Genomic DNA, 26,675 nt, shown 5'->3' on the forward strand with positions numbered 1-26,675 from the left:
CAGCGCGTTCTCGAAATGGAACGTGTTTTCTTGTGGGGAATAAAATATTCCTGAGTGTTGGCTTTATAGGGGAATGCCCGCGCCACGTCCAGATATTTTGAGAAAGTTTTTTAACTGAGAGGAATTTTTGGCGGGGGAACACCCTTTCACAACGTGGGAACTCAAGCAGGCTGCGATCTGCTGATTTTCCTCGTAAGGGCATCAAAAGATCGCAGCCTGCTCCAGCTCTCGCAAGGGAATTGAGGTGAGGGGGGCTGGTGGGTTACTCCTTATCGTTGCCGTAGTTCATGATCGACAGCAAGCGAATCGGCACCTGCACCAGTTGCTCTGGACCATGGGGGATGTCGCCCTCGAAGGTCAGGCTGTCGCCTGCCTGCATGCGGTATAGCTGGTTGCCGTGGCGGTAGATCAGTTCACCTTCAAGCAAGTGTAAAAACTCGGTGCCCGGATGGGCGAAGGTCGGAAACTCTTCGCTGGCGTCATCCATGCTCACCATGTAGGCCTCAAAACTCTTATTCGGCCCGCGGGTGTGGTTAAGCAGGTGATAGGTGTGGCCTTTCTCGGTGCCTCGGCGCACCACTTCCATACCTTGATCGGCCTTGACCAGCAGCGCGCTGCCGTCTTGCTGGTCGTACTCGCTGAACAACTTGGACATCGGCAGCCCAAGCACGTCGCACAGACGGCTCAACGTGTCGAGGCTGGTAGACACTTGGGCGTTTTCGATTTTGCTCAGCATGCCTTGGCTGATACCGGCAATTTTTGCCACATCGGACAATTTCAAATCCTGGGCCTGGCGCTGACGCTTTATCTGCATGCCCAGGTATTGCTCAAGCTTGAGTCGTGGAGCGGGTTCGGTTGGCATCGTCATTAAATCCTGCACACTTTCTGTTCAGTAATATTAGTTTCGCACTGAGAAAGTGCAAACAGCGAGTCACAGGCTAACGCGTCGTTGGCCATATTCCCACTGGGAAAACATTTTTCCCATATATACAGCACAAAAGCACGTTTTGCGGCGTTTCGAGGCGGCACTGGCGAATTTGGCAAGGGCTTTGCATTCCTATTGGGAAACTAACTTTCTTTTTAGGAATAAAAGGAGGTTGGCGCCATCCACACTGTTTTGCCTTTCGCCAGGAGTGACAAGCAATGTTGCCAGCAGAAACTCAGCGCATCATCGATAAGCACGGCATCAAGTACGTGCTCGCGCAGTTTGTCGATATTCACGGTGCGGCCAAAACCAAGTCGGTACCCATCTGTGGCCTCAAGACCGTGGCCGAAGAAGGTGCGGGTTTCGCCGGTTTTGCCATCAGCGGCATGGGGATGGAGCCGCATGGGGCCGACTTTATGGCCCGTGGCGATTTGTCGACCCTGACGCCGGTGCCTTGGCAACCGGGTTATGGCCGGGTGGTGTGCGTAGGTCATGTCGACGGCAAGCCACACCCGTACGACAGCCGTTATGTGTTGCAACAACAAGTGCAGCGCCTGGCGGACAAGGGCTGGACGCTCAACACCGGGCTTGAGCCCGAGTTCAATCTGATGCGCCGCGACGAACACGGCGCCCTGCAACTGGTCGATCCCAGCGATAACCTCGATAAGCCTTGCTACGACTACAAAGGCCTGTCGCGTTCACGGCTGTTTCTGGAAAAACTCACCGAAGCTTTGCAGGCAGTGGATTTCGAGGTCTACCAAATCGACCACGAAGACGCCAACGGCCAATTTGAAATCAACTACACCTACAGCGACGCACTGACCTCGGCTGACCGCTTTACCTTCTTTCGTATGGCGGCCGGTGAGATTGCCAATGACCTGGGGATGATTTGCTCGTTCATGCCCAAGCCGGACCCGAAACGGGCAGGCAACGGCATGCACTTTCACCTGTCGATCAGCAGTGCCGAGCACAAAAACCTGTTCCACGACGCCAGTGATCCGAGTGGCATGGGCCTGTCGAAAATGGCCTACCACTTTGCCGCCGGTTTGCTCGCTCACGGCCCGGCGCTGTGTGCCTTTGCTGCCCCGACCGTCAACTCCTACAAGCGTCTGGTGGTCGGTAACTCGCTGTCCGGCGCCACCTGGGCACCTGCCTTTATAGCCTTCGGTGCCAACAACCGTTCCGCCATGGTCCGCGTGCCTTATGGGCGCCTGGAGTTTCGTCTGCCGGATGCCGGGTGCAACCCGTATCTGGTTAGCGCTGCAATCATCGCGGCCGGGCTGGACGGCATCGACCGCCAGTTGGGCATCGACCACGTCTGCAACGAAAACCTCTACAACCTGAGCCTGGAAGAGATCGCTGCACGGGGTATCAAGACCTTGCCGCAATCGCTCAAGGAAGCGTGCGACGCGCTGCAAGCCGACCCCCTGTTCGCTGAAGTGCTCGGTCCGCAAATCGTGGGCGAGTTCATCAAGCTCAAGCGCATGGAATGGGTGGAATACAGCCGCCACGTCTCGGACTGGGAGATCAAGCGGTATACAGAATTCTTCTGAACGGCAAATTGCAAGCGTCAAGCCGCAAGTGAAAGCAGTGTGCGGCGTTTATCAAATTTCTGTCTGGCGGCAACTTGCAGCGTGAAGCTCAACACGTGCCGCTTCGAACAACGTGAGGACTTTTTATGTGCGGAATCGTAGGTCTTTATCTGAAAAACCCGCAGTGGGAATCCCGGCTCGGCAAGCTGTTCGAGCCAATGTTGCAGGCCATGACTGACCGGGGCCCGGACAGCGCAGGCTTTGCTATTTATGGCGATGAAGTGGCGGCGGGCTGGGTCAAGCTGACCTTGCAGGCAACCACTGACGGCTTTGACTGGCAGTCCCTGATGGGTGCGCTGGAAGGGCGTTTGGGCTGCTCGTTGGACTGGTTTCAAAACGCCAGCGCGGCGGTGCTCAAGGTCAATGCCGATGAAGCTTCGGCGCGGGCGGCGTTGGCCGAACTGGCGCCGACCGTTCGCATTATGAGTGCAGGGCAAAGCATCGAGATTCTCAAAGGCATGGGCTTGCCCGAAGAGATTTCCCAACGCTTCGGCCTGCCCGGCATGCAGGGCAGCCACATCATCGGCCACACCCGCATGGCCACTGAAAGCGCGGTGACGATGGAAGGCAGCCACCCATTCTCCACCGGCGCGGACTTGTGCCTGGTGCACAACGGCTCGTTGTCCAATCACTTGCGCCTGCGCCAGGAACTCAAGCGCGAAGGCATTCATTTTGAAACCGACAACGACACCGAAGTCGCCGCCGGTTACCTGTCCTGGCGCCTGCAACAGGGCGACTCGCTCAAAGAAGCGCTGGACCATGCGCTGCAAGACCTGGACGGCTTCTACACCTTTGCCATCGGCACCCGTAACGGCTTTGCGGTCATCCGCGACCCGATTGCCTGCAAACCGGCGATTTTGGCCGAAACCGACGATTATGTGGCCATGGCCTCCGAATATCAGGCGCTGTCGAGCCTGCCGGGCATTGAAAACGCTCGGATCTGGGAGCCAGCCCCGGCCACTTTATACATCTGGGAACGCGAGTCAGCTTAAGGAGCGCACACATGAAAACCATCGATCTTTCCACTGCCAGCGTGCGTGACCTCAATCAGGCGTTGCATGACCAGGCGCACAGCGTCATCGATGCCGAGTGGCGGGTTACTCACCCCCATGGCAAACACAACCTCGCGGTGGGCGTAAACCAGGCCGTATCCATCGATATTGAGGGCCACGCCGGCTACTACTGCGCGGGCATGAACCAGCAGGCCACGATCACCGTGCACGGCAATGTCGGCGTCGGTTGCGCCGAAAACATGATGTCGGGTGTGGTGCGGGTTAAAGGCAGCGCTTCGCAGGCGGCCGGTGCCACCGCACATGGCGGTTTGCTGGTGATTGAAGGCGACGCCGGAGCGCGTTGCGGGATCTCCATGAAAGGCATCGACATCGTGGTCGGCGGTAGCATCGGCCACATGAGCTGCTTTATGGGCCAGGCCGGGCGCTTGGTGGTGTGCGGCGATGCGGGCGATGCGCTGGGCGACTCGCTGTATGAAACCCACATCTATGTGCGCGGCACCGTCGAGTCGCTGGGCTCGGACTGCGTCGCGAAAGAGATGCGTGCCGAACACCTGCAAGAGCTGCAAGAGCTGCTGGATCTGGCGGGTTTCGCTCATCAGGCGACGGACTTCAAGCGCTATGGCTCGGCCCGTCAGTTGTACAACTTCAAAGTCGATAACGCATCCGCGTACTGATCCGCGCGAGGAGACCCCCTATGAGCGACTCTAATAACCCAAAAGCAGCCACGCCAGTATTGCGCGAATCGGCCACTTTCGACCGCCTGACCATTCAGGAAATCCAGCGCGCTGCGGAAACCGGTATCTACGACATTCGCGGCGGCGGCACCAAGCGCAAACTGCCGCACTTCGATGACTTGCTGCTGCTCGGCGCCAGCGTCTCGCGCTACCCGCTGGAAGGCTACCGTGAAAAATGCGGCACCGATGTCATCCTCGGCAATCGCTTCGCGAAAAAGCCGATTCACTTGAAAATCCCGGTCACCATCGCCGGCATGAGCTTCGGTGCTTTGTCGGCCAATGCCAAAGAAGCCCTGGGCCGTGGCGCCACCATTGCCGGGACCAGCACCACCACCGGTGACGGCGGCATGACCCCGGAAGAGCGTGGCCAGTCGCAGCATCTGGTGTACCAGTATTTGCCTTCGCGCTACGGCATGAATCCGGATGACTTGCGCAAGGCCGACGCCATCGAAATCGTGCTGGGGCAGGGCGCCAAACCGGGCGGTGGCGGCATGTTGCTGGGCATGAAAGTGACCGAACGGGTGGCGGGCATGCGCACCTTGCCGATTGGTGTCGACCAGCGCAGCGCTTGCCGTCACCCGGACTGGACCGGCCCGGATGACCTGGCGATCAAAATTGCCGAACTGCGAGAGATCACGGATTGGGAAAAACCCATCTACGTGAAAATTGGCGCCAGCCGTCCGTACTACGACGTCAAGCTGGCGGTTAAGGCCGGTGCGGATGTGATTGTGCTCGACGGCATGCAAGGCGGCACGGCGGCCACGCAAGAAGTGTTTATCGAACACGTGGGTATCCCGATTTTGTCGGCCATCCCCCAGGCGGTGCAGGCTTTGCAGGAGATGGGCATGCACCGCAAGGTGCAGTTGATTGTCTCGGGTGGCATTCGTAACGGCGCCGACGTTGCCAAGGCCATGGCGATGGGGGCTGACGCGGTGGCTATCGGCACGGCGGCGTTGATTGCCCTGGGTGACAACCATCCACGGCTGGACGAAGAGCTGAAGAAAATCGGTTCGGCGGCGGGTTACTACGACGACTGGCAGAACGGCCGCGATCCGGCCGGCATCACCACCCAAGACCCGGAGTTGTCGAAGCGCCTTGACCCGGTTGAAGGCGGTCGGCGTTTGGCCAACTACCTGCGCGTCATGGTGCTGGAGGCGCAGACCATGGCCCGTGCGTGTGGCAAGTCGCACCTGCACAACCTTGATCCCGAAGATCTGGTAGCCCTGACCGTCGAATCGGCGGCCATGGCCCGCGTGCCGTTGGCGGGCACGCGTTGGATCCCCGGCTCCGGCTACTGACCCCCCCCTACTGTGGGAGTTGCCGCAGGCTGCGATCTCTTGATGTTACGTTCAAGAGATCGCAGCCTGCGGCCGTTCCCACGTTTAAACGTTCTTTTGCAGGAGCTTTGAACATGGTCAATCGTCTTCTCGGCAAATCCCTACTACTGGTGTGCGCAGCCACGGTGCTTGCACCGCTGGCTCAGGCCGCTGACGCGCCAACATTGAACACCGGCAGCACTGCCTGGATGATTACCGCGGCGGTGCTGGTGCTATTTATGTGCCTGCCCGGTCTGGCGCTGTTTTATGGCGGGCTGGTGCGCGCCAAAAACATGCTTTCACTGTTTACCCAGTGCTTCGGGATTGCCGGTCTGGTGGGCGTGCTATGGGTGATGTATGGCTACAGCATGGTGGTGGACGCCACGGGCATGGTCGAAGGGCAGGTGACGTTCAACAGTTTTGTCGGTGGTCTGGGGCAGGCCTTCTTGAAGGGTATGACGCCTGACAGTCTGGTTGGCGACATTCCACAAGGCGTGTACGTGACCTTCCAGATGACCTTTGCCATCATCACGCCGGCGCTGATCGCCGGGGCGTTTGCCGAGCGCATGAAGTTCTCGGCGGCACTGTTGTTTATGGCGGTGTGGTTCACCCTGGTATATGCCCCGGTGGCGCATATGGTGTGGGGCGGGCCGGGGGCATTGATGCATAACTGGGGTGTACTGGACTTTGCCGGTGGCACCGCAGTGCATATCAATGCCGGGGTTGCGGCACTGGCAGCGTGCCTGATTCTGGGCAAGCGCAAAGGCTATGAAAACACCCCGATGCCCGCGCACAACTTGAGCCTGACCATGGTCGGCGCAGCCATGCTGTGGGTCGGTTGGTTCGGTTTCAATATCGGTTCGGGCGGTGGCCTCAACGGTTTGTCCGGGATCGTCATGCTCAACACGCAACTGGGTGCCTGCGCGGGTGTTCTGGGCTGGATGTTCACCGAATGGTTCAAGGTCGGTAAACCCAGCGCCTTGGGTTTGGCCAGTGGGGCGTTGGCCGGTCTGGTGGGCATCACCCCGGCATGCGCGTATGTCGGGGTCGGCGGTGCACTGGCGATCGGTTTGCTGTGCGGTGTGTTCTGCTACCTCAGCGTCACCGTGCTCAAGCGTCGCTTCGGTTATGACGACAGCCTGGATGTGTTCGGCTTGCACGGCATCGGCGGGATGATCGGCGCCGTGCTGACCGGGGTGTTCTGTGTGCCGTCTTTGGGGGGGCTGGTGGAAGGCGTCACCCTGGGCGGGCAAGTGCTGGCGCAGATCAAGGGGGTGCTACTGACCACGGTGTATTGCTTTGTGGTGAGTTGGGTGATTCTCAAAGGGGTCAACAAGGTGGTGGGCTTGCGCGCCGATGAATCGGTGGAAGAGATGGGCCTGGATCTGGCTGAGCATAACGAGCGGGCCTATAACCCTTGATTGCACGCAGGCTGCCAGGTCACTGGCAGCCTGCCGCAGATCCGAAGTCAGGCCGCCGCATCCGGTGCAGGGAGTTGGCTGACTTCGAACTGGCCAACCAGCTTTTGCAGCTTGTTGGCATTAAGCCTCACGCTTTCGGCGCTGCTTTGCAGCACGACCACGGTCTGGCGCATTTCGATTGAAGACTGGTCGACGCTCTTGATGGTCTTGCCACAGTCCAGGCTGCGGCGATTGAGTTGTTGAATGATCGCAAACATGCTTTCTACCGCCTGATGCAACTGCACGCTTTGCGATGAGGCGGCTTCGGATATCCGCAGGCTGTTGTCGACGTCTTTAACCCCGTCTTCCATAAAGCTGACGGCTTGCCGGGTTTCACTTTGCAGGCCCTCGACCATCTCGCGAATGTCATCGGCTGCGCACCTCATCGGCAACCACCGCAAAGCCACGTCCATGCTCGCCTGCGCGAGCGGCTTCAATGGCTGCGTTCAGAGCCAGCAAGTTGGTCTGTTGGGTAATGGCGCTGATCAGGCCAGTGATGTTGCCGATTTGCGCCATGCGACTGTCGAGCAACTGCACGCTGGACGTCGAGCGCTCGACCACATCCCGAATCGACTGAGTGCCTTCCTGCACCTTCAGAAACTGTTCGTGGGCGCGGGTGACGACGTCATCCATGGCCTGTTTCATCTGTTCGGCGCTGGCGCTGGCTTGCTGAATTTCACCCAGTTGGTCTTCGACAATCATCATCATGTGGTGCACCGCTTCAGTGACCTCGACCGAGGTCAGGCTGGCTTCATGGCTGCGGCCCAGCATCATCTGATTGGTGGCGCCGACGTGATGACTGGCCTTGACCACTTGCCCGATCACCGAGTCCAGATGGTCGATGAAACTGTTGATCCAGCGGCCCATGTCGCCGGTTTCATCATTGGCCATTTTGCGGGTATCCAGGCGCTGGCGCAGATTGCCTTCGCCCTCGGCAATGGTCCTGATCACACCCGTCATTTCGCTCAAACGGGCGGCCAGTCGTTTGGGCCCCAGCAGGCCAAACAACACCGTGGCACCGGCCATGCTCACGACCTCGACAGCATCGATCAAGGATTGATCCAGGCCACTGTAATGCTGAACCGCAAAGTTGCAGGCAAACAGACCGGTCATGGTCGCGAGGTAGGGCTTCATCAGTCCATAACTCAGCGAACGCCGGCGATAAACCTCCTCTAAATCGGCCTCGCACATCATGCCCCAGCGGTCTGGCGAGCCAGGCAGCTGGAAGGTGACACCCTTGCCGACCACCGGAATATGCCGGTAGTCCGAGTAACCGGGGTAGGTCACGAACAGATTGGAGCCGTTGCGGATGGTTTCGCGCACACCGGGGTGCAGTTGTTGCGTGGCCGGGTCGGTGAAGCGCAACTCCAGCTCGGTGTGGCGCTGAATCTGCACGGTTTTCCAGGGCGTGCGCACACCACTTTTCAGGTTCTCGCCGTGGCTGAAGGTGCCGTCTTCAAAGCGTGAGCGCGACAAGGCCGTGCCCGGCTGGATAGACGGGTCGAAGCGTGATTGCGCCATAAACAGGTAGTTGTCGCCCGACTCGGCATAAATATGCCCGGCCTCGCGCTGAATCAGGTCGCCCAGTACATCGTTGGGTACGCGGGCGCATAGGCAGCCCAGGGTTTTGCCATGGGCCTTGAGCGGCTGATAAAACATCAGCGTGACTTCGTCATGGAACGGCGACGACGAAGGGCCGATTTGCAGGGTTAGCGGGTCTGTGTAAGGTCCGTGCAAAAACGGTGCTTTCAAGCCCTCGGTTAAAGCGCGAGAGGTATGCGGCTGGTTTTTGCTGCGCCCGCTCCACGTCGAGGTGATCACCTTGCCGTGCGGGTCGACCACAAACAACTCGCAGAAGTCTTTGGCTTGCTTGAGCTTGTCGAGCAACATTGGCTGATCGAGATGGGCCAGATTGGTGCCTGCATGCTCGGCCAATTCGCTCAAATGTTCCCACTGCTCGCGGGTCCAGTTGTGCAGCAGTTGCACGCGGGTGTGGGCAATGGCTTCGAAGGTTTGCTCCAGCACCGGATACGCCGAACGATTGAGCCAGCATCCCCAGCCCATGGTCAGTTTTCCGTTCTTACCGAACCAGGGCAGCCAACGTTTCTCGCTGGAAGAAAGTTGCATTGAACTGCTTGATAGCGACATTCACGTCTCCAACGACGACCTTGAGAGATGAAGGCAGCAGCAAGAATCAGGCCAATGGCCATCACTGGCCATCACTGGCCATCACTGGGCATCACTGGGCATCACTGGCTGTGATGGCTCACGGCAATGAAATACGCGTTAAGTCAGTGCTTTGGGTATGGAGCGTGACCAGGCATGGTGCGTGGGAGTTGCCGAAGCCTGCGATCTCTGGGCTTTAACATCAAAAGATCGCAGCCTTGGCCAGCTCCCACCGATCTACTGCGGGGTGTGTCTGGGGTTTACGATTGCTGCGCTATCGGCTTGCTGCACCCCCCGGAGTGCCCTGCCACTGGGTTTGCTTACACTGCCGACAACGGCGGAGTACGCGGTGGAATCATGCGTTTGTTGCCAAGCGATTCGAACGCCGAGGCAAAGCGCAGCAACGTTGAATCGTCATATGCACGTCCGGCGAAGGTCAGCCCCACCGGCATGCCAATGTCGGCCATCACGCCCATTGGCACCGTGACGGTAGGCACGCCCAAATGGCGGATCGCAAGGTTGCCGTTGGCCACCCACACGCCGTTGCTCCAGGCAATGTCGGCCGATACCGGGTTGACATCGGCATCTGCCGGGCCAACGTCGGCCACGGTCGGGAACAGCACGGCGTCCAGCCCCAGTCGGTCCATCCAGTCTTCAAGGTCGATTCGACGGGTCTGTTCCAGGCCGCGCAAGCCGTCCGGCAAGGTGGCAATCTGATCCCAGGGCGTAATCCCGCGTTGGGCCATGCGCACGTATTCGTCCATGCCTGCCGCCAGTTCGTCTTCGCGGTTGGGCAGGGTGCCCGGATCGTGAGGGAATATCAGTGCGCCGTTAACATCCGCCAAACGGTTCAGTTTCGGGTCGCCGTTGGCCCGTAAGAAGTCATCGAAGGCCCAGGCCGACAGATCCCACAGTTCGTGGTGCATAAACGCTTTGGACACCAAACCGCGGGTAAACACAGTCGGCGCGCCCGGACGATCACCTTCGCAATTGGACACCAGCGGGAAATCGACTTCGATCACTTCGCAGCCTTTGGCTTCGAGGGCCCGGCGTGCGTCTTGCCACAGGTCGATGACCGAGGCGCGGGTGATGATCCGTTGCCCGGTCGGGCCACCGATGCCAGGTTTTTCTGCCGTTCCGGCTTCAGGGTCGGCGTTGATGTACATGCGCGGTACACCAAAGCGCTTGCCGGCGAGCGATTCAGCGTTGGCTGCCAGTTCCATATACGACGCCGGACGCACCGATTCAACGCTCGGCAGGGGCACCCACGGTTGCATGCGCCACAGGTCGCCTCGGGTGTCCGGGTCTTGGGCGACCACCACATCGAGCACTTGCAGCAGATCAGCCATGGTTCTGGCGTACGGCACCACCACGTCCATGGTCGGGGTCAGCGGCCAGTTGCCGCGCACTGAAATCACTCCGCGTGACGGGGTGTAGGCGCATAGGCCATTGTTCGACGCCGGACCGCGACCGCTGGACCAGGTTTCTTCCGCCAGGCCAAAGGCCGAAAAGCTGGCGGCCGTGGCCGTGCCAGCGCCGTTGGACGACCCCGAAGCAAAGGGCGCAGTCAGGTAGTCGGCGTTGTACGGGCTTTCGGCGCGGCCATACACGCCGCGTTGCATGCCGCCGTTGGCCATGGGCGGCATGTTGGTTTTGCCCAGGCAAATGGCCCCGGCGCCACGCAAGCGCTCAATGGTGAACGCATCCCGATAGGCAATCAGGTCTTTGAAGGCCGGGCTGCCGGACGCGGCGGTGAGCCCCTTGACCAGATAGCTGTCCTTGGCGGTGTAGGGAATGCCGTCCAGCGGCCCGAGGGTCTGGCCCTTGGCGCGACGGGCATCCGAAGCCTGGGCCTCTTGCAGCACATCGGGGTTGCGCACCACCACCGCGTTGAGCGCGGTCGCAGTGTCGGGGCCATCGTAGGCCTCGATCCGTGCAAGGTACGACGTGACCAGCTCAACCGCAGTGGTCTGACCCGATTCGAGGGCCTCACGCAATTGGGCAATGGAAACTTCAGTGACTTCGATCATGCGCTCACCGCTAACGGTTGGAGGAGGTTGGATGATGGAACATCATAATGCTCAAAATAACGTTTCATATCGGGTTCTGCGCAGCGCTGTCTGAGGTGCACAGGTGCGCAGCTTAGCGAAATTGGGGTCTGTTGAGCCAGACAATGTGATGACTGTCACCACAACTTCCACGTGTAATCGATATTTATCCGTAACTCGTTGTCGTCACGGTGGCTGGCCTGGGCGGTAAAGTCGTTGCGATACCACGCGTTGCGCACCCGCAGCGACACGTCTTTGAGCGGCCCGCTCTGTACTGCATACGACACTTCGAGGTCTTTTTCACTTTCCGTCAGATCGGATCCGCCGAGTGTGGGCAGTTCGATATTACTGCCGCTGACGTAGCGCAGCATGCCATTGAGGCCGGGTAGGCCGAGCGCGGTGAAATTATAGTCATAGCGCACCTGCCAACTGCGTTCTTTGGGGTTGAGGAACTCGGAGCTGAGGGTGCCCTCGGTGATCACCAGCGGCTCGGTGCCAAACAGGTAAGGCATGGCCGTTTTACCGGTTAGCTGCATGTAACCGGCTCCCAGTTTGTGTGCGCCCAGCGTGTAGGTCAGCATCAGCGCCGCATTACGGTTGTCCACCGGGCCAGCCTTGGCGGCGCCGTCTTCGCCGCTGATAAACAGTCGAAAGTCGCTTTTCAGGCTGCCGGGGCCCACCGCACGGTTATCGACAAAGCCCAAGTAGTCCTTGCGGTACAGCTCGGCCAGTTCGGCGTGGTAGTACTTGAGTGTCAGTTGCGGGGACCAGGCATAGTCGCCGCCCACAAATGTGAAACGGTCTGATTCGGCTGCGCCGTTAAAACGTCTATTGGGTGAGCCAACGGACATTTTTTGGTAGTTGGTGGAGTCGCGCAGGTTGATCCGGTCCAGCCAGCCGACATGCAAGGTCAGGTTTTCGAACTCTTGAGATTTCAAGTACGCCCCCCGGAATGTTTGTGGCAATAGCCGGGTAGGGCTGGCAAAGGCAATCGGCAGAAAGGTGCTGATGGTGCCCACTTGCAGTTGGCTTTGCGAGGCGCGGAATTTGGCCGTCAGGCCCAGCTTCGAATACTCATTGGCAGGCTCGCGGGTCGCCGGGTCGTAGGGCAACAGGCCGGTGCCAGTGCGAGCGGGTGAGGAGTCGAGGCGCATGCCGAGCAACCCTTGGGCGTCGAGGCCGAAGCCGATCGGGCCTTCGGTAAAGCCTGAGCGCACGTTGAGAATGAAGCCCTGGGCCCATTCGCGGGCGGCGGCTTGAGGCGTTGCGTTGACGTAGTTGCGGTCAAAGTAATAGTTGCGCAGCGTCAGGTCGGCGTGGCTGTCATTGATAAAACCGTCGGCAATTGCAGGCACGGATAAAACGCAGGCGCAGGCGCTGAGCGCCCACTGAGAAGTCTTGAGCATGGCAGGTTCACTTTTATTGTTATGGGTGTTATTGCAGGCGCTGGCGCGGGCTGCACGCTTTTAAAGGATCAAAAGATCGCAGCCAGCGCCAGCGCCTACGGGGTTATTGAGGCAGTGAGTTGTTGCGCCGTATCGACAGGTAAAACATGGCGGCCGCCGCAATGAAGATGCCCGGCGCCGAGGCCAGCATCACCCCGGCGGTGCCGGTGCCCAGTGCGAGCATTTTGCCGGCCACCAACGGGCCGCTCATGGCCCCCAGCCGACCGATGGCCACCGCACTGCCAACCCCTGTTGCGCGAATCGAGGCCGGGTAGAAATGCGGGGCCAGGGCGTACAGCACGCATTGCCCGCCGGTGGCGAAGAACCCGGCGACAAAACCGGCCACCAGCATGCCTGACACACTGTTGACCAGGCCCAGCGCCGTCAGCGAGCCGAGAATGCCCAGATAAATCAGGGCCGAGAGTGCCCACGCGGGCAAGCGGTCCATGACCCAGCCCAGCATCAGGGTGCCGATCGCCGCGCCCATTTGCAGGGCCAGCATTACCCAACTGGCGTCACGCCCGCTGAACCCTTGGCCGATCAGCAAGCTGGGCAACCAGTTGATCAGGATGTAAACCACCATCAAGGTAAAGAAATAGCTGAGCCAGATCAGCGCGGTTGGCAGGGCCGCGCCTTTACCGAACAGCCCCTTGGCCACGCTGATGGGGGCTGCCTCTTGTGCGTGGCGAAACTGTTGCGACTCCGGCAGGTAGCGTCCCAGTAGCGGCACGATCAACAGCGGTACCACCCCGCCGACATAAAACACCGATTGCCAGCCACCGCTTAAATCCGCGATGCCAATCACGGCGGCCAGCGCAGCGCCCAACGGTACGCCGCAATACATCAGGCTTACCGCAGTCCCGCGCAGGCGCGGGCCAGCCGCTTCGCTGGTCAGGGCAATCAGGTTGGGCAGGGCCGCCCCCAGGCCGACACCCGTCAGGCAACGAGCCAGCAGCAGGCTGTTGAAGTTCCAGGCCAGTGCGGTGAACAGCGAAAACAGCCCGAACAACGCGACCGATGCCATGAGTACGCGTTTACGCCCGATCCGGTCTGCCAGCCAGCCGCCCACAAACGCGCCGGGTAACAGGCCGAAAATCCCGGCACTGAACACCCAGCTCATGTGTAGCTTGTCCAGCGCAAAAGCGTTGGACATGCCTTGGGCTGCGATGCCCGCAGCTTGTAAATCAAGGCCTTCCATCAAGGCCACCAGAAAGCACAAGGCAATCGTGCGCGCAGTTGTGTTGAGCAAAGACATGGGCAGTACTCGTTTTATTGTTGTTTTAGGGGTGAAGAAAAATGCTGTGGCCGCGCAATGCTGTTCACTCAAGCGAAAGCAGACCTTGCAGGAGCGAGCAAGCTCGCTCCTGTCGTTGGCCGTGTGCTGTTCTCAAGTGAGCAGTATTGCCTGTGCTGGTGTTTGACCTAGCGTTTGAGCAGGTCCAGTGCCACGTCGACGATCATGTCCTCCTGGCCGCCGACCATCCGCCGTTTGCCCAGCTCGACCAAAATATCCAGGGTTTTGAGGCCATATTTGGCCGCGGCAATTTCTGCATGGCGCAAGAAGCTCGAGTAGACCCCGGCGTAACCCAGCGCCAGCGTTTCGCGGTCGACTCGCACCGGGCGATCCTGTAGCGGGCGCACGATGTCGTCTGCGGCGTCCATCAAGGTGTAGAGGTCGGTGCCGTGGTTCCAGCCCAAGCGATCAGCAGCGGCAATAAACACTTCCAGCGGCGCATTACCGGCACCTGCGCCCATGCCTGCCAAACTCGCGTCGATGCGATCGCAGCCTTCTTCGACCGCGGTGATCGAGTTGGCCACACCCAGGCTCAGGTTGTGGTGGGCGTGCATTCCGGTTTCGGTTTCTGGCTTGAGCACGGCTTTAAACGCACGGAAGCGCTCACGCACATCCTGCATGTTCATCGCGCCACCCGAGTCGGCCATGTACACGCAGGTCGCGCCGTAGCTCTCCATCAACTTGGCCTGGGCCGCTAACTGCTCGGCCGGGATCATGTGGCTCATCATCAGAAAACCGACGGTGTCCATGCCCAGTTCACGGGCGAATTCGATGTGTTGTTTCGACACGTCGGCTTCGGTGCAGTGGGTGGCGATGCGCACCACCCGGGCCCCGGCGTTATAGGCGGCCTTGAGGTCGTGCACGGTGCCGATGCCGGGCAGCAACAAGGTGGTGATTTTGGCGTGGCTGATCACATCAGCAGCGGCTTCGATCCATTCCAGATCGGTGTGCGAGGCAAACCCGTAGTTGAAGCTTGAGCCTTGCAGGCCATCCCCGTGGGCCACTTCGATGGCGTCAACCCCGGCTTTGTCGAGCGCGCGGGCAATGTCTTGTACGTTCTGGATCGAGTACTGATGGCGCACCGCGTGGCTGCCGTCACGCAGGGTCACGTCGCTGATGTAGAGCTTTTTATTCGGATTCATAGCCATCTCCTCAGGCGTTGAGCATCGACAGCGCCATGCGCTCGGCGGTAGCCAAGGCTGCGGAGGTCATGATGTCGAGGTTTCCGGCGTAGGCCGGCAGGTAATGGGCAGCACCTTCGACTTCCAGAAACACCGAAGTCTTGAGCCCGCTGAAGGTGCCAAGGCCGGGAATGGTCAGCGGCGCGGATTCAGGAATCACATCAAATTGCACGTTTTGCTTGAGGCGATAGCCCGGTACGTAAGCGTTAACGGCTGCAGCCATTTCAACGATGGAGGCTTCAACCAATGCCTGATCCGCCGCTTCGGACAACACGAACACGGTGTCGCGCATCATCAAGGGCGGCTCGGCCGGGTTCATGACAATGATCGCCTTGCCCTTGCTGGCGCCGCCGATCACTTCGATGGCCTTGGAGGTGGTTTCGGTGAACTCGTCGATGTTGGCGCGGGTGCCAGGTCCCGCTGATTTGCTGGCGATGGAGGCCACGATTTCAGCGTAATGAACCTTGGCCACGCGAGACACGGCCGCCACCATCGGAATGGTTGCCTGCCCACCGCAGGTGACCATGTTGACGTTGAGCTGGTTAAGGTTTTGCTCCAGGTTGACCACCGGCACGCAATACGGGCCGATGGCCGCAGGTGTCAGGTCGATCAGGCGGATGTCGGGTTTGACGCTGCGCAGAAACGCATCGTTTTTGACATGGGCGCCGGCGCTGGTGGCGTCGAAGACGAAGTCGATGTCTTTGAACACGTCCATGCGGGTCAGGCCCTCGACGCCTTCATGGGTGGTCGCCACGCCCATGCGCTGAGCGCGGGCCAAGCCGTCGGAGGCGGGGTCGATGCCGACCATCGCGCCCATTTCCAGGTGCTTGGCGTTGCGCAGGATCTTGATCATCAAATCGGTGCCGATGTTGCCGGAACCGATGATGGCGACTTTAAGTTTCTTATTCATGGTTGTTGCCTCATTTGCACGCATGCCGCCGATTACCCGGCGCTGCTGTCTACCGTGAAGTCCACTGCGACTTGGCCAATGCCGTCGATTTGGGCTTCGAAACGATCACCGGCGGCAACTGCCACCATGGGACCCAGTGCGCCGGTCAAAATGATGTCGCCAGCGCGCAGCGGTTCGCCCAGGCGCGCCATGGTGCGGGCCAGCCACACGGCGGCATTGATCGGATGCCCAAGGCATTCAGCGCCGCTGCCGCTGGACACCGGTTCACCGTTGCGGGTCATGCGCATGCTGGCCTGACGCAGGTCCAGGCTGTCGATGCGCCGGGCCGGGCCGCCGAGCACGAAGCAACCGCTGGAAGCGTTGTCGGCCACGGTGTCGACGAAACGGATGTTCCAGTTCTGGACACGGCTGCCGACGATTTCCAGCGCCGGGAGTACCCAGCCGGTGGCGTTCATCACTTCGTCAAAGGTGGTGTCGGCGTACGGCAGATCGTGTTGCAGGATCAAGGCGATTTCGGCTTCGATCTTGGGTTGCAGAACCCGGTCAAACGGCACGCTCTGGTTGTCGCCATAGCACATGTCAGCGAACAGGGTGCCGAAGTCGGGTTGGTCGACGCCCAGTTGCGCTTGCACCTTGGGGTTGGTCAGGCCGATTTTTCGGCCCACCACGCGCCGGCCTTGCGCCTGGCTATGCGCCACATTCAGGCGCTGGATGCGGTAGGCAGCGTCAGCGTTGTCGGCACCGATCTGCTCACGCAGAGGGGCGATGGCCTCGCCGTCTATTTCGGCCTGGCGCAAGGCGGCCGCCAGGTGTTCAAGGGTGTGTTGAGTAACGCTCATGTCAGCCTCGATGCTCAATGGGTCAGGAAGTCCAGGACCATGCGGTTAAAGGTGTCGGCGTGTTCCCATTGCGCCCAGTGGCCGCAGCGATTGAAAACGTGCAGTTGGGCACGGGGCAGGCCTGCCAGCAGGCGCAGACCGGTGTCCATGGGCACGAAGCGGTCTTCACGGCCCCAGACGATCAGGGTGTCGGCCTGGATTTCGTGCAGGCGGTGGCTGAAGTCCGGGAACTGCTTAGGGTTTATGGTGCTGCTCTTGACGAAGTTTTCCAGGTGGTCGCGGCGCGCCAGGATATTGTCCAGGCGGGTCTGGAACATCGCGTCGGTAATGCTGCTGGCATCGAACACGAAAACGTTCATCATCTTTTTCAGGTTGTCGATGGTCGGGTCGCGGTACAGCCCGCCGATTAACTTGATGCCTTCTGTGGGTTGCGGCACGAACGCGCTCGGGCCGCCGGTGCCGCCGCCCATCAGGACTAACTTACCGATGCGCTCCGGGTGTTCCAGGGCAAAGGCCACCACGCTGTGAGCCCCCATGGAGTTGCCGATCAGGTGCACGCGGTCCAGCTCCAGCACGTCGAGCAAGCCTTTGAGGGCGTCGGCATTGAGGTTCGAGCGCGAGCCTTCGCTGACTACCGGGTCGCTTTTGCTCCAGCCCGGACAGTCGAGCAGGATCACCCGGTAACCGGCGTTGACCAGCGGTTCGATATTGCGATTAAAGTTGGCCCAGCCGCTGGCGCCGGGCCCGGAGCCGTGAAGCATGACCACGGTTTCGGCGCCCTGGCCGACATCGTTGTAATGCAGTTGCAGGTCCAGATTGCCTTCTTTGATACGGGCAAAGCGGCTGGTGGAGGTTTCAGTGAAAGCAGCGGCAGTGGCAGTCATGGTTGTGTTCCTTGAATTCGGGTAGAGGGGTTCAGTGGCTGGGCACTCAGGGCGCCAAAGCCTGCGATCCATTCAGGAATCGGGCGGTAATAACGGCCTTCGGTCTGATACGGACCAAAGGCTGACAAGGCCGCGAAAGCCGCGGTCCAGGTTTTCACCTCATGGGTGGACTTGCCGGCCAGCGCTGAAAGCGCGTCGTTGCTCAGCGCATCCAGATCGCCCACGCAGCCTTGCTCTAGGGTGTCGAGAAACTGCTGGTCCCAGGCCGGGTTTAACGGGTGCAGGCTGTTCTGGTCTTCAACAAAATGGCGCGCTGCCTGAATCACCCGTTGCTGGCGGGCCTGGCGCTCGTCGGCCGGCAACTGACGGCCGCTGCCCATCAGACGGTCAGCCATGCGGGCATCGACCTTGGCCAGTTCCGGAACCGGTGGCTGATGTGAAAGCCCGCCCGAGGCCAGGAACAACACGCGTTTGTTCAGCGACAACGCCCACTGGCCGATGGCTTCACCGAGCAGGCGGGAACGCTGAAAACTAGGCAACGGCACCGCTACCGCGTTGATAAACACAGGAATCACCGGGCAGCTTTGCAGGCCGCCGAGCAGCAGTTCCAGTGGCTGAGCGAACGCGTGATCGACTTGCATGCGATACGACACGGCAGCGTCGATTCCGGCATCCAGCACATGGCGGGCACAGGCTTCGGCCAGCGCCTTGGGCACATCCAGCGGCCCGGCGGCGGTATCGAAATCGCCAATCGCGTCCGCTGCCATGCCAATGCAAAAAGACGGCATCACGTCGTAGAAAAAGCCGTTGTAGTGATCCGGGCCAAACAGCACGACGAGTTCCGGGTTAAAACGGGCGATGCGCGCACGGGCCGCGTGGTGCATGGCATCAACTTCAGCCAGTACCTGTGGTGATGGGTCGACGTAACCCACCAGCGGCGTGTGCGACAGGCAGTGCAGATAGGCACTCATCTCAGGCCACCTTGCTGGTTGTGGGGGCGACAACCGTGCAGGGCAATGCCTTGAGCGCCAGCAGCAATTGATCACAGGCCTGGCCGATGGTTTGCGGAATCGCCAAGGCCGCGAGGAAGCGGTCGGGGCGTACCACGGCGATAGAGCCCGTGCCCAGGGCAAACCACTGACGCAGGCGGCCCTGGCTGTCACCGATGCGAATCACCGGCGAACTGACATCGCTGGCGGCTTTGAGTTGAACGTCTGGCAATACTTGGATAAACCGCGTGCCCAGGGCCTGCCATTGCGCGATTTGGGCTTCAGTCAGGCCCCAGGTCGGATCACAGCCCCAGGCGATGATCGCGAAATTTTTGCCGATCACTTCATCCAGCAGCAGGCTTTCGCCGTTCTCGGTCAGGATGCGTGGCTGGATGAACATCTTGCCCACCGGCGACGCTTTCGTGCCCGGCGCGAGCAGCGCCCCCTGGGTGTATTGCGGCATGGGTTTAAAACGCATTTCCAGGAAGTAGCGTTTGACCGGTGGCACGTAATTAAGTAGCCAGGACACGCCATCACGTACCGTGCCTTGCCAGCGCTTTGGCGGCGCCAGTACATGGCCTGCCAGCACCGACAGATCAATCATCGCCTTGGCATGGTCGCGACGCTCCTGCTCATAACTGTCGAGCAGCTTGTCGTCGGCCAGGCCCTTGATCACCAGTGAGAGTTTCCAGGCCAGGTTCGAGGCATCACGAATTCCGCTGTTGTAACCCTGACCCTGCCAGACCGGCATGATGTGCGCCGCATCGCCTGCCAGCAGCACCCGGCCTTCGCGAAAGCGTCCGGCCAGTCGGGCGTTGTGGGTGTAGACGCGGCTGCGGATCAGCTCGATGCGGTCCGGGTCGGGCAACACCTTGGCCAGCAATTTGCGCATGTTCTCGGGCTTGCTCAGCTCAACTTCGGTCTCGCCGGGCATGACCATGAATTCAAAGCGCCGCACGCCGTGGGGCAGGGCGGCCGACACATACGGGCGCACCGGATCGCAGCACAGATACACATGGGGCGTGCTCAGCGGGTCGTTGGCAATGTCGACCACGATCCACTGGTTGGGCGCGGTCTTGCCTTCAAAACTGATGTTCAGGCTGCGTCGCACCAAGCTGTTGCCGCCATCGCAACCAATCAGGTAACGGGCTTGCAAGCGCTCGCTGCGACCGTTTTGATCCTTGAGATTGAGCACAACCTGACTGGCGCTTTGCTCGAAACCTTCCATTTCGCGGCCAAACATCACCTTGACGTTGTCAAAGCGGCGCAACCCCTCAAACAGCACTTTGTCTGCCAGCGGCTGGATAAAGGCATTGCGGCGTGGCCAGCCGAACTCATCGGTTTGCGGTTGAATATCGGCAAAGCAGCGACCCTTGGGGGTCAAAAAACGCATCGCATGCCAAGGCGTGGTGTGCGGCAGCACACTGTCGGCCAGACCAACGGCTTGAAAGGCCCGCAGACTTTCGTCGTCCAGGCCGATAGCGCGGGGGTAGTCGATCAGGCTGTCGAGCTTCTCGACGATGGTGACAGTGATGCCGCATTGGCCCAGATAGTTGGCAATCATCAAACCGACCGGTCCGGCGCCGATAATCGCGACGTCAGTGGTGAGCACCTGTGCAGAAGGTGTGGAGGCAGAGTTCATGAGCATCTCCGTACAGCGTCTTTTTTTGAATTTCTTGTTGGGCCCAGTATGGAAATCACAAGGCTGGTGAACAACGACAACCCTTGGTAGGGTGCACTAGGTGCACATCGTTGATTTATAAAAATAAAGAGGTCGCCAATGAGCGAAACCGAATACAAGGCCGTGCGCGGCCTGATACGTGGACTGGCGTTGATCAATGGTCTGAACCGTATTGACGGGGGGGCCAGCACGGCGCAATTGGCCGAGCTAAGTGGGTTGCATCGCACTACCGTGCGCCGATTGCTAGAGACCCTGCAGGCTGAGGGTTATGTGCGCCGCAGCGAGTCGGATGACAGCTATCGGCTGACCTTGAAAGTGCGCGAGCTCAGTGAAGGGTTCCGCGATGAGCAGTGGATTTCATCCATCGCTGCCCCGTTACTGGGGGAGTTGTTGCAGCAGGTGGTATGGCCTACCGACCTGTGCACCCTGGACGGTGATGCCATGGTGATTCGCGAGACCACGCACCGGTTTAGCCGGTTGTCGTTTCACCGTTCGATGGTAGGGCGGCGCTTGCCATTGCTCATGACGGCGACCGGGCGCGCTTACTTTGCGTATTGTTCGGCGTCCGAGCGTGAAGAGTTGATTGATTTAATGCTCAGTCGCGAGGATGAACAATCGGTGCTGGCGGCTGATCGGCGCTTTGTTGAGCGACTGGTGGAACACACCGTGAGCAAGGGGTATGGCGAGAACAACTCGCACTGGGGGCAAGAACGCAGGATTGCCGCGATTGCCATTCCTGTGGTGCATGAAGAGCGGGTGATGGGGTGTTTGAATCTGGTGTACATCGCCAAGGCCATGTCCGTAGAAGAGGCGGCGCGCCGCTATTTGCCGGCCATGCGCGTCACGGTGCAACAGATACAGGAACGGTTGCATGCATAAACCCGCGTATGCCGCCGAGGTCGGTGGCTCGCATCGTTGGCAAGCCAGGCGCCCACGCACATTTTGCGTGTGGGTTATGGGCAACGAGGGCTTTAAAGTATTCTGCGAGGCGACCTGACAAGGATGTTATGGATGCAATGGTTTCAACGATTCAATCAGGCGTGCGAACACTTTGGCAAACGGGTTCCGACCTGGCTCTTTTGCCTGATCGCCGCCGGACTGTTTATCGCATGGATTATCACGCTGTTTGTGCCGCCATCGTTCAACCCGGTGTTGCTAACCATCCCGGCGGTCGTTATCACCCTGGGCGTACTCAATCGAATTTATCCCGAAAGGAAATGAAGTCATGATCACGTGCTACCTGCGATACGTTATTGACCCTTACAAACTGGCTGAATTCGAAGCGTACGGGCGCATCTGGATCCCGCTGGTCGAGAAATTCGGTGGCACACACCATGGCTATTTCCTGCCTTCGGAAGGCGCCAACAATATTGCCTTGGCAATGTTTACCTTTCCCAGTCTGGCCACCTACGAAGACTACCGTGAACGCTCGAAAACCGATGCCGAGTGCATTGCAGCGTTCAAGCTGGCTGAAGACAACCGCTGCATCCTGAGCTACGAGCGCAGTTTCTTCCGTCCGCTTTTCGAATAAGCCCAAACCAAAGATCGCAGCCTTCGCCAGTTCCCACCTATGTTCCGTCACACCGCAGATGGCCGTAACCTTCTGACCAATCGCCGAGCGCTCCAGTGCTAGACTCGCGCTCGCTGCGCAGCAGGCAAGCGCAGCCGTTAATTGATTCAGCCGAGCTTGACCGGCCCAGTAGTCGCTTTTATTGACCTCGACCAAGAGACCCTCATGGCAAACCAAGACATTACCTTTACCCCTGATCCAGACGTCGACTCCATCTCTTCCGACGTGGCTGGTTTTGCCGGCATGCTGGTGTCCACTCAGATCCCGACCCGTGCGGACGGCAGTCTGGAGCTGGGCGGGATCACCGAGCAAAGCGAGTGCACTTTGCAGGCGCTCAAGGTGGCGCTGGAACGTGCCGGCAGCGGCATGGACCGGGTGTTGCATCTGACCATCTACCTGACCGATATGGCCGACCGAGCCGCGTTTAACGAGGTGTACAAGCGTTACTTCGCCAAGCCGTGGCCGGTGCGGGCGGCAGTCGGTGTGGCGGCATTGGCTGTCGAGGGCATGCGTGTGGAAGTGACTGCAATGGCGGCCAAGGCCTGAGTCGATCGTACTCAATCGTTGTCTTAGCCATTCTCAATCGCCCGAGATCTGCGGGCGGTTGAATCGCGTTCTGTCTTCTACACTCTTTTTGGGTCGGCTTTTGACCATGCCAATGAAGGCGCAATAAAAAGGGAGTAGAAGTGATGGTTCGTAGCGTTTTGGGGATTGCGGTAGTGGTGCTGTTGGCCGGTTGCGCCATTAACCGCTCAGAAGTGGACGTGAAGGTTGTACCGCCCGTTGAGTCGCAGGCTCCTGCACCCAGCAATGGCAAAAAGGTGTACATCAGCGCCATCGATGATCGGGTTTTTCAGATCAAGCCAGACAGCCCGGACATTCCTTCGTTGAAGTACAACGAGATCGATAACAAGTCGATCACCGAGCGGGTTTTTGCCCGTAAGCGCAACACCTACAACATGCCCATCGGTGACTGGCTGTTACCCAAGGGCCAGACTGTTTCAGGGTTGGTGGCAGACGCTGTCGCCGCCGCCTACCGGCAAGCCGGGTATGAGGTGGTGAGTACGTCCGGTGTTCGCGATGCCAGCGAAGTGAAGGTGCATGTCATTGAGTTCTGGTCATGGATCAAGCTGCAGGGCGTGTTTGAAAAGGTCATAAGCAACAAGTCGCTGTTGAAGATCAAAGCGGCTGGCGCTCCTGAGCAACAAGTGAATACGCTGGTCAACGAGACCATCAAGGTCACCCGCGAAGACGACTGGAAGAACATCACTGAAAAAGGTCTTGAAGCCATTACTCAGGAAACCCTCAAGCAGCTCTGAGCGGCTTCCCGAGCACCACAGCCTGTGACCGTTTATTTCAAGTACCAGCCCCATGGCTGGTCATGGATGTATTCGGTCACTTGCTTGACCTCCAGATAGTTGTTTAGCCCCCACTGGCCCAGTTCGCGGCCAATGCCGCTGTGTTTCATTCCGCCCCATGGCGCTTCGACAAAGGTTGGCTGCGAGCAGTTGACCCAGACAATCCCTGCGCGTAACTGGTTGGCAACCCGGCTGGTGCGCTGACCATCCGCGCTCATGACGGCCGCCGCGAGGCCGAAGCGACTGGCGTTGGCCATTTGCACCGCTTGCTCTTCAGTCTTGAAGCGCTTGATGCTCAGCACCGGGCCGAACACTTCTTCTCGCCAGAGGCTGCTGTTGTGTGCCGGTTCGTCAAAGATCGCCGGCTCGATAAAGTAACCCTCTGCCAAATGGGCCGGGCGCTGACCGCCGGTGAGCAGCCGCGCGCCGCTGGCCAGGCCCTGGTCGATAAAGCCCCGCACTTTTTCGTATTGCCCATGGCTCACCAGCGGGCCCAGCAGTACTCCGGGCTGCATACCGGGGCCGATGCTGATGTTGCGAGTCTCTTCGACCAGCCGTTCAATCAGTTGTGGCGCGATGCTGTCTTGCACCAGCAGGCGTGAGGTGGCGCTACAGACTTGACCCTGGTTCCAGAAGATGCCGAACAGAATCCACTCCACGGCGGCTTCGACGTCGGCATCGTCGAAGACGATAAAGGCCGATTTCCCGCCCAGTTCCAGGCTGATGTTCTTGATGTCGCGGGCCGCCGCCGACATGATTTTTGCTCCGGTGGGCACGCTGCCGGTGAAGGCCAGCTTGTCCACGCCGGGGTGCTCGGTCAGCGGGCTGCCCGCGTCGGTACCGAGCCCGGTGACGATGTTCAAGACCCCGGCAGGCAGGCCGATGCGGTCAGCGGCGGCTGCCAGTTCAAGGGCTGTAAGGGGCGTCAGCTCCGAAGGCTTGAGCACCAGCGTGGCCCCGGCTGCCAAGGCCGGGGCGACTTTCCAGGCAGCCATCAGCAGCGGGTAGTTCCACGGGATGATTTGCCCGGCAACGCCAATGGGTTCATGGCGAATGCGGCACCGAAAGCGCGGATCCGGCAGGGCCAGCGGTTGGTCTTGTTGCGTGTCCAATTGAGCAGCCAGCCCGGCATAGTAACGAAAGCAGGCAATGGCATCGCCAACGTCCCATTGGGCTTCGGGCAAAGGTTTGCCGTTGTCGCGCACTTCGAGTTCGGCCAGTTGCGGCAGGTTTCTTTCCAGTTCATCGGCCAGTGCGTCCAGCCACTGCGCGCGTTCGGCGCCGGTGGTTTGGCTCCAACCGTTATCGAATGCTCGGCGGGCAGCGCGCACGGCATGGTCGATGTCTTCCTCGGTGCCGGCCGCGACCTGATGAAACACCTGGCCAGTGGCTGGGTCGATAACGTCCAGATACCCGCCCAGATCCGGGCTGACCCATTCGCCATTGATATAGAGCTGATCACGCATGCTGAGACTCCTGGCCACCGGTGCGGCGGCCTTGCAGGTGGCGGGAGGTAAACAGCAGCACCAGCGACAGGCAAATGATCACTGTCGAGACTGCGTTGATTTCCGGCGTCACCCCCCGGCGGATGGATGAAAAGATATAGATCGGCAAGGTGGTTTCAGAACCGGCAACGAAAAAGGCGATGATGAAGTCGTCGAAGCTGAAGGTGAACGCCAGCAGAAACCCGGCCATGATCGCGGGGCTGATTTGCGGCAGGGTCACGCGCCAGAAGGTCTGCATCGGTGGCGCATAGAGGTCGGCCGAGGCTTCTAGCAAAGCTCTGTCGAGAGCGTCGACGCGACTGCGCACGATGACCATGACCAGCGCCATGGTGAACAACGAGTGCGCGGCAATCACCGTGGCAAACCCCATGTTCAGGCGCGCAGCGCTGGGGATCCAGCTCGCCAGCAGCGGGTTGATCAGGTCGAACATACTGATGAAGGCGATCAGGGTCGAGATGCCAATGACGATGCCGGGGACGATGATCGCGCAGTAGGTCAGGGCATCGAACAGCATGCGTACCCTGGGCCCGACGCGCTGCAAACCGAACACTGCAAGCGTGCCGAACAGGGTAGCGATGACAGCCGAGGTCAGCGCAATGAATGCGCTGTGCCCCAGGGCCTCCATGATAAATGGGTTGCCGAAGGCACGGCCAAACCATTGCACCGAGCAACACTCAAACGCCAGGCCGCTGCGCCCGGCGTTGAAACTGAACAGAATAATCAGGGCAATCGGCGCGTACAGAAACAGGTACAGCGAGGTCGAATAGCTGCGCAGCCACATGTCACAACCCTCCATCGGCAGGGCGGCCGCCATAGCGCGCCACCAGCTTCAAATACACGCCGATGATCAGCAGCATCATCGCCACTAACGTCATCGCCAAGGCACTGCCAAACGGCCAGTTGCGCGATTGCAAAAACAGGTCGACCAGCGCGTTGCCAAGAAAGAACACTTTGCCGCCGCCCAGAATGGCCGGTATCAAGAACTCACCCATCAGCAGGATAAACACCAGCATGACCCCGGTGATGATGCCCGGCGCAGAGAGCGCCAAGGTGATCCGCCGAAAGCTTTCAAAGGCGCTGGCGCCCAGGTCTGCCGAGGCTTCCAGCAGGCGCTTGTCGAGTTTTTCGAGGCTGACATAGATCGGGAACACCATCAGTGGCAAATAGCCGTAGACAATGCCGATCAGCACCGCCCACGGGGTGTTGATCAAGCGCACGTCTTCCAGGCCAAGGCTTGCCAGCAAGGCCGGGATGCCCTTGCCGCTGAGGATGAAAATCCAGGCGTAGGTGCGGATCAGAAAACTGGTCCAGAACGGCACAATCACCAGTGTCAGCAGCAGCGAGCGGTTTTTGCTGACCTTGACGGCCAGAAAATACGCCAGCGGATACGCCGCCACTAGACACACCAACGTGCCCAGCGGGGCCAGCATTAAGGTGTTGCTGAAGGCTGCCGCACGTGAGCCGAGGTTCAGGTAGTTGGCCAGGGTGAAGCCCGCCGCATAGCCGCCCACGGCGCTGCGCTCACCGAAACTGAAGACTAGGATGATCACCAGCGGCAGTAGCAATAGCAGCAAAAACCATAACGTCGACGGTAGCAGCATCAGCAGCGTGATCCGCTGGCCCAGGCTGCGCCGCTGGCGAACCCCGGTTGACGAGGCATTCACCGCAAGGTGGGTGGCGGCGTTCATGGAGCGCTCCTTATGAGGGCTGGGTACAACTCAATTTTGGTAGTCGCTGACGAGGGACGAGGCTGCGAACGGCTGCA

General features: G+C 59.9%; 24 protein-coding genes and 1 pseudogene. 10 read left to right on the plus strand and 15 right to left on the minus strand.

The window, feature by feature from the left end; genetic code table 11:
• Positions 1-262 precede the first annotated feature (262 nt).
• A complete protein-coding gene (locus tag ACIQYF_RS13340; RefSeq protein WP_402862116.1) occupies positions 263-862 on the minus strand; it encodes a helix-turn-helix domain-containing protein in 600 nt (199 codons plus the stop codon).
• A gap of 281 nt (positions 863-1,143) precedes the next feature.
• Here ACIQYF_RS13340 and glnT point away from each other — a divergent pair, with 281 nt between their 5' ends.
• The 5 genes from glnT (at position 1,144) to ACIQYF_RS13365 (ending at position 7,001) form a co-directional block, all read left to right on the plus strand.
• Positions 1,144-2,478, plus strand: coding sequence for a type III glutamate--ammonia ligase (gene glnT / locus ACIQYF_RS13345; protein ID WP_402862119.1), 1,335 nt, complete (start codon positions 1,144-1,146; stop codon positions 2,476-2,478).
• Positions 2,479-2,603: 125 nt separating this feature from the next.
• A complete protein-coding gene (locus ACIQYF_RS13350) occupies positions 2,604-3,509 on the plus strand; it encodes a glutamine amidotransferase family protein (protein ID WP_402862122.1) in 906 nt (301 codons plus the stop codon).
• A gap of 11 nt (positions 3,510-3,520) precedes the next feature.
• The gene (locus ACIQYF_RS13355) at positions 3,521-4,204 is read left to right on the plus strand and encodes a protein glxC (protein WP_402862125.1); all 684 of its coding nucleotides are present in this window, start codon (positions 3,521-3,523) and stop codon (positions 4,202-4,204) included.
• A 20-nt stretch (positions 4,205-4,224) separates the two neighbouring features.
• A complete protein-coding gene (locus ACIQYF_RS13360; protein ID WP_402862128.1) occupies positions 4,225-5,562 on the plus strand; it encodes an FMN-binding glutamate synthase family protein in 1,338 nt (445 codons plus the stop codon).
• Between the two features lie 113 nt (positions 5,563-5,675).
• Positions 5,676-7,001 (plus strand): ammonium transporter, encoded by a 1,326-nt coding sequence (locus ACIQYF_RS13365; RefSeq protein ID WP_402862131.1) that lies wholly within the window; start codon positions 5,676-5,678, stop codon positions 6,999-7,001.
• 47 nt (positions 7,002-7,048) lie between these two features.
• Here the strand turns inward: ACIQYF_RS13365 and ACIQYF_RS13370 are convergent, their stop codons facing one another.
• The 11 genes and pseudogenes from ACIQYF_RS13370 to ACIQYF_RS13420 all read right to left on the minus strand — a co-directional run bounded on the left by ACIQYF_RS13370 (position 7,049) and on the right by ACIQYF_RS13420 (position 20,438).
• Positions 7,049-7,426 (minus strand): hypothetical protein, encoded by a 378-nt coding sequence (locus ACIQYF_RS13370; protein ID WP_402862134.1) that lies wholly within the window; start codon positions 7,424-7,426, stop codon positions 7,049-7,051.
• Positions 7,416-9,188: pseudogene (locus ACIQYF_RS13375) on the minus strand (methyl-accepting chemotaxis protein); the annotation flags it as partial. The pseudogene ACIQYF_RS13375 and the gene ACIQYF_RS13370, both read right to left, overlap by 11 nt.
• Before the next feature lie 338 nt (positions 9,189-9,526).
• A complete protein-coding gene (locus tag ACIQYF_RS13380) occupies positions 9,527-11,236 on the minus strand; it encodes an amidase (protein WP_402862137.1) in 1,710 nt (569 codons plus the stop codon).
• Positions 11,237-11,391: 155 nt separating this feature from the next.
• Positions 11,392-12,660: an OprD family porin gene (locus ACIQYF_RS13385; RefSeq protein WP_402862140.1), complete on the minus strand. Its 1,269-nt coding sequence runs from the start codon at positions 12,658-12,660 to the stop codon at positions 11,392-11,394.
• A gap of 103 nt (positions 12,661-12,763) precedes the next feature.
• Positions 12,764-13,954, minus strand: a complete 1,191-nt coding sequence (gene mhpT, locus ACIQYF_RS13390) for a 3-(3-hydroxy-phenyl)propionate transporter MhpT (protein WP_402862143.1) — start codon at positions 13,952-13,954, stop codon at positions 12,764-12,766.
• Between the two features lie 167 nt (positions 13,955-14,121).
• The gene (gene dmpG / locus ACIQYF_RS13395; RefSeq protein WP_402862146.1) at positions 14,122-15,141 is read right to left on the minus strand and encodes a 4-hydroxy-2-oxovalerate aldolase; all 1,020 of its coding nucleotides are present in this window, start codon (positions 15,139-15,141) and stop codon (positions 14,122-14,124) included.
• Between the two features lie 4 nt (positions 15,142-15,145).
• Positions 15,146-16,084: an acetaldehyde dehydrogenase (acetylating) gene (locus ACIQYF_RS13400; protein ID WP_402862149.1), complete on the minus strand. Its 939-nt coding sequence runs from the start codon at positions 16,082-16,084 to the stop codon at positions 15,146-15,148.
• 32 nt (positions 16,085-16,116) lie between these two features.
• The gene (mhpD, locus tag ACIQYF_RS13405; RefSeq protein ID WP_402862152.1) at positions 16,117-16,923 is read right to left on the minus strand and encodes a 2-keto-4-pentenoate hydratase; all 807 of its coding nucleotides are present in this window, start codon (positions 16,921-16,923) and stop codon (positions 16,117-16,119) included.
• Between the two features lie 14 nt (positions 16,924-16,937).
• Entirely contained in the window at positions 16,938-17,807 is an 870-nt protein-coding gene (locus tag ACIQYF_RS13410) for an alpha/beta fold hydrolase (RefSeq protein WP_402862155.1), read from the minus strand.
• Positions 17,804-18,778 (minus strand): 3-carboxyethylcatechol 2,3-dioxygenase, encoded by a 975-nt coding sequence (gene mhpB, locus ACIQYF_RS13415; RefSeq protein WP_402862158.1) that lies wholly within the window; start codon positions 18,776-18,778, stop codon positions 17,804-17,806. Before mhpB ends, ACIQYF_RS13410 begins: the two co-directional genes overlap by 4 nt.
• A gap of 1 nt (position 18,779) precedes the next feature.
• Entirely contained in the window at positions 18,780-20,438 is a 1,659-nt protein-coding gene (locus ACIQYF_RS13420) for a bifunctional 3-(3-hydroxy-phenyl)propionate/3-hydroxycinnamic acid hydroxylase (protein ID WP_402862161.1), read from the minus strand.
• A gap of 138 nt (positions 20,439-20,576) precedes the next feature.
• On the opposite strand from ACIQYF_RS13420, the gene ACIQYF_RS13425 reads away from it, so the two are divergent.
• The 5 genes from ACIQYF_RS13425 to ACIQYF_RS13445 all read left to right on the plus strand — a co-directional run bounded on the left by ACIQYF_RS13425 (position 20,577) and on the right by ACIQYF_RS13445 (position 23,366).
• Positions 20,577-21,356 carry a DNA-binding transcriptional regulator gene (locus ACIQYF_RS13425; RefSeq protein ID WP_402862164.1) on the plus strand — a complete coding sequence of 260 codons (780 nt, stop codon included), beginning with the start codon at positions 20,577-20,579 and terminating at the stop codon, positions 21,354-21,356.
• A 132-nt stretch (positions 21,357-21,488) separates the two neighbouring features.
• A complete protein-coding gene (locus ACIQYF_RS13430) occupies positions 21,489-21,698 on the plus strand; it encodes a hypothetical protein (RefSeq protein ID WP_402862167.1) in 210 nt (69 codons plus the stop codon).
• Positions 21,699-21,702: 4 nt separating this feature from the next.
• A complete protein-coding gene (locus ACIQYF_RS13435; protein ID WP_402862170.1) occupies positions 21,703-22,008 on the plus strand; it encodes an NIPSNAP family protein in 306 nt (101 codons plus the stop codon).
• A 204-nt stretch (positions 22,009-22,212) separates the two neighbouring features.
• Positions 22,213-22,593 (plus strand): RidA family protein, encoded by a 381-nt coding sequence (locus ACIQYF_RS13440; protein WP_402862173.1) that lies wholly within the window; start codon positions 22,213-22,215, stop codon positions 22,591-22,593.
• A gap of 143 nt (positions 22,594-22,736) precedes the next feature.
• A complete protein-coding gene (locus ACIQYF_RS13445) occupies positions 22,737-23,366 on the plus strand; it encodes a flagellar biosynthesis protein (protein ID WP_402862176.1) in 630 nt (209 codons plus the stop codon).
• 32 nt (positions 23,367-23,398) lie between these two features.
• Here ACIQYF_RS13445 and ACIQYF_RS13450 read toward each other — a convergent pair whose 3' ends face one another.
• The 3 genes from ACIQYF_RS13450 to ACIQYF_RS13460 are packed head-to-tail and all read right to left on the minus strand — an operon-like array spanning position 23,399 to position 26,598.
• Complete coding sequence (locus tag ACIQYF_RS13450; protein ID WP_402862179.1) at positions 23,399-24,871, minus strand: aldehyde dehydrogenase family protein; 1,473 nt, start codon at positions 24,869-24,871, stop codon at positions 23,399-23,401.
• Positions 24,864-25,691, minus strand: a complete 828-nt coding sequence (locus tag ACIQYF_RS13455; protein ID WP_402862584.1) for an ABC transporter permease — start codon at positions 25,689-25,691, stop codon at positions 24,864-24,866. Before ACIQYF_RS13455 ends, ACIQYF_RS13450 begins: the two co-directional genes overlap by 8 nt.
• A 1-nt stretch (position 25,692) precedes the next feature.
• Positions 25,693-26,598: an ABC transporter permease gene (locus ACIQYF_RS13460; RefSeq protein WP_402862182.1), complete on the minus strand. Its 906-nt coding sequence runs from the start codon at positions 26,596-26,598 to the stop codon at positions 25,693-25,695.
• Positions 26,599-26,675 lie beyond the last annotated feature (77 nt).

The sequence above is a fragment of the Pseudomonas sp. NPDC096917 genome (genome assembly GCF_044762555.1).
GTDB lineage: Bacteria > Pseudomonadota > Gammaproteobacteria > Pseudomonadales > Pseudomonadaceae > Aquipseudomonas.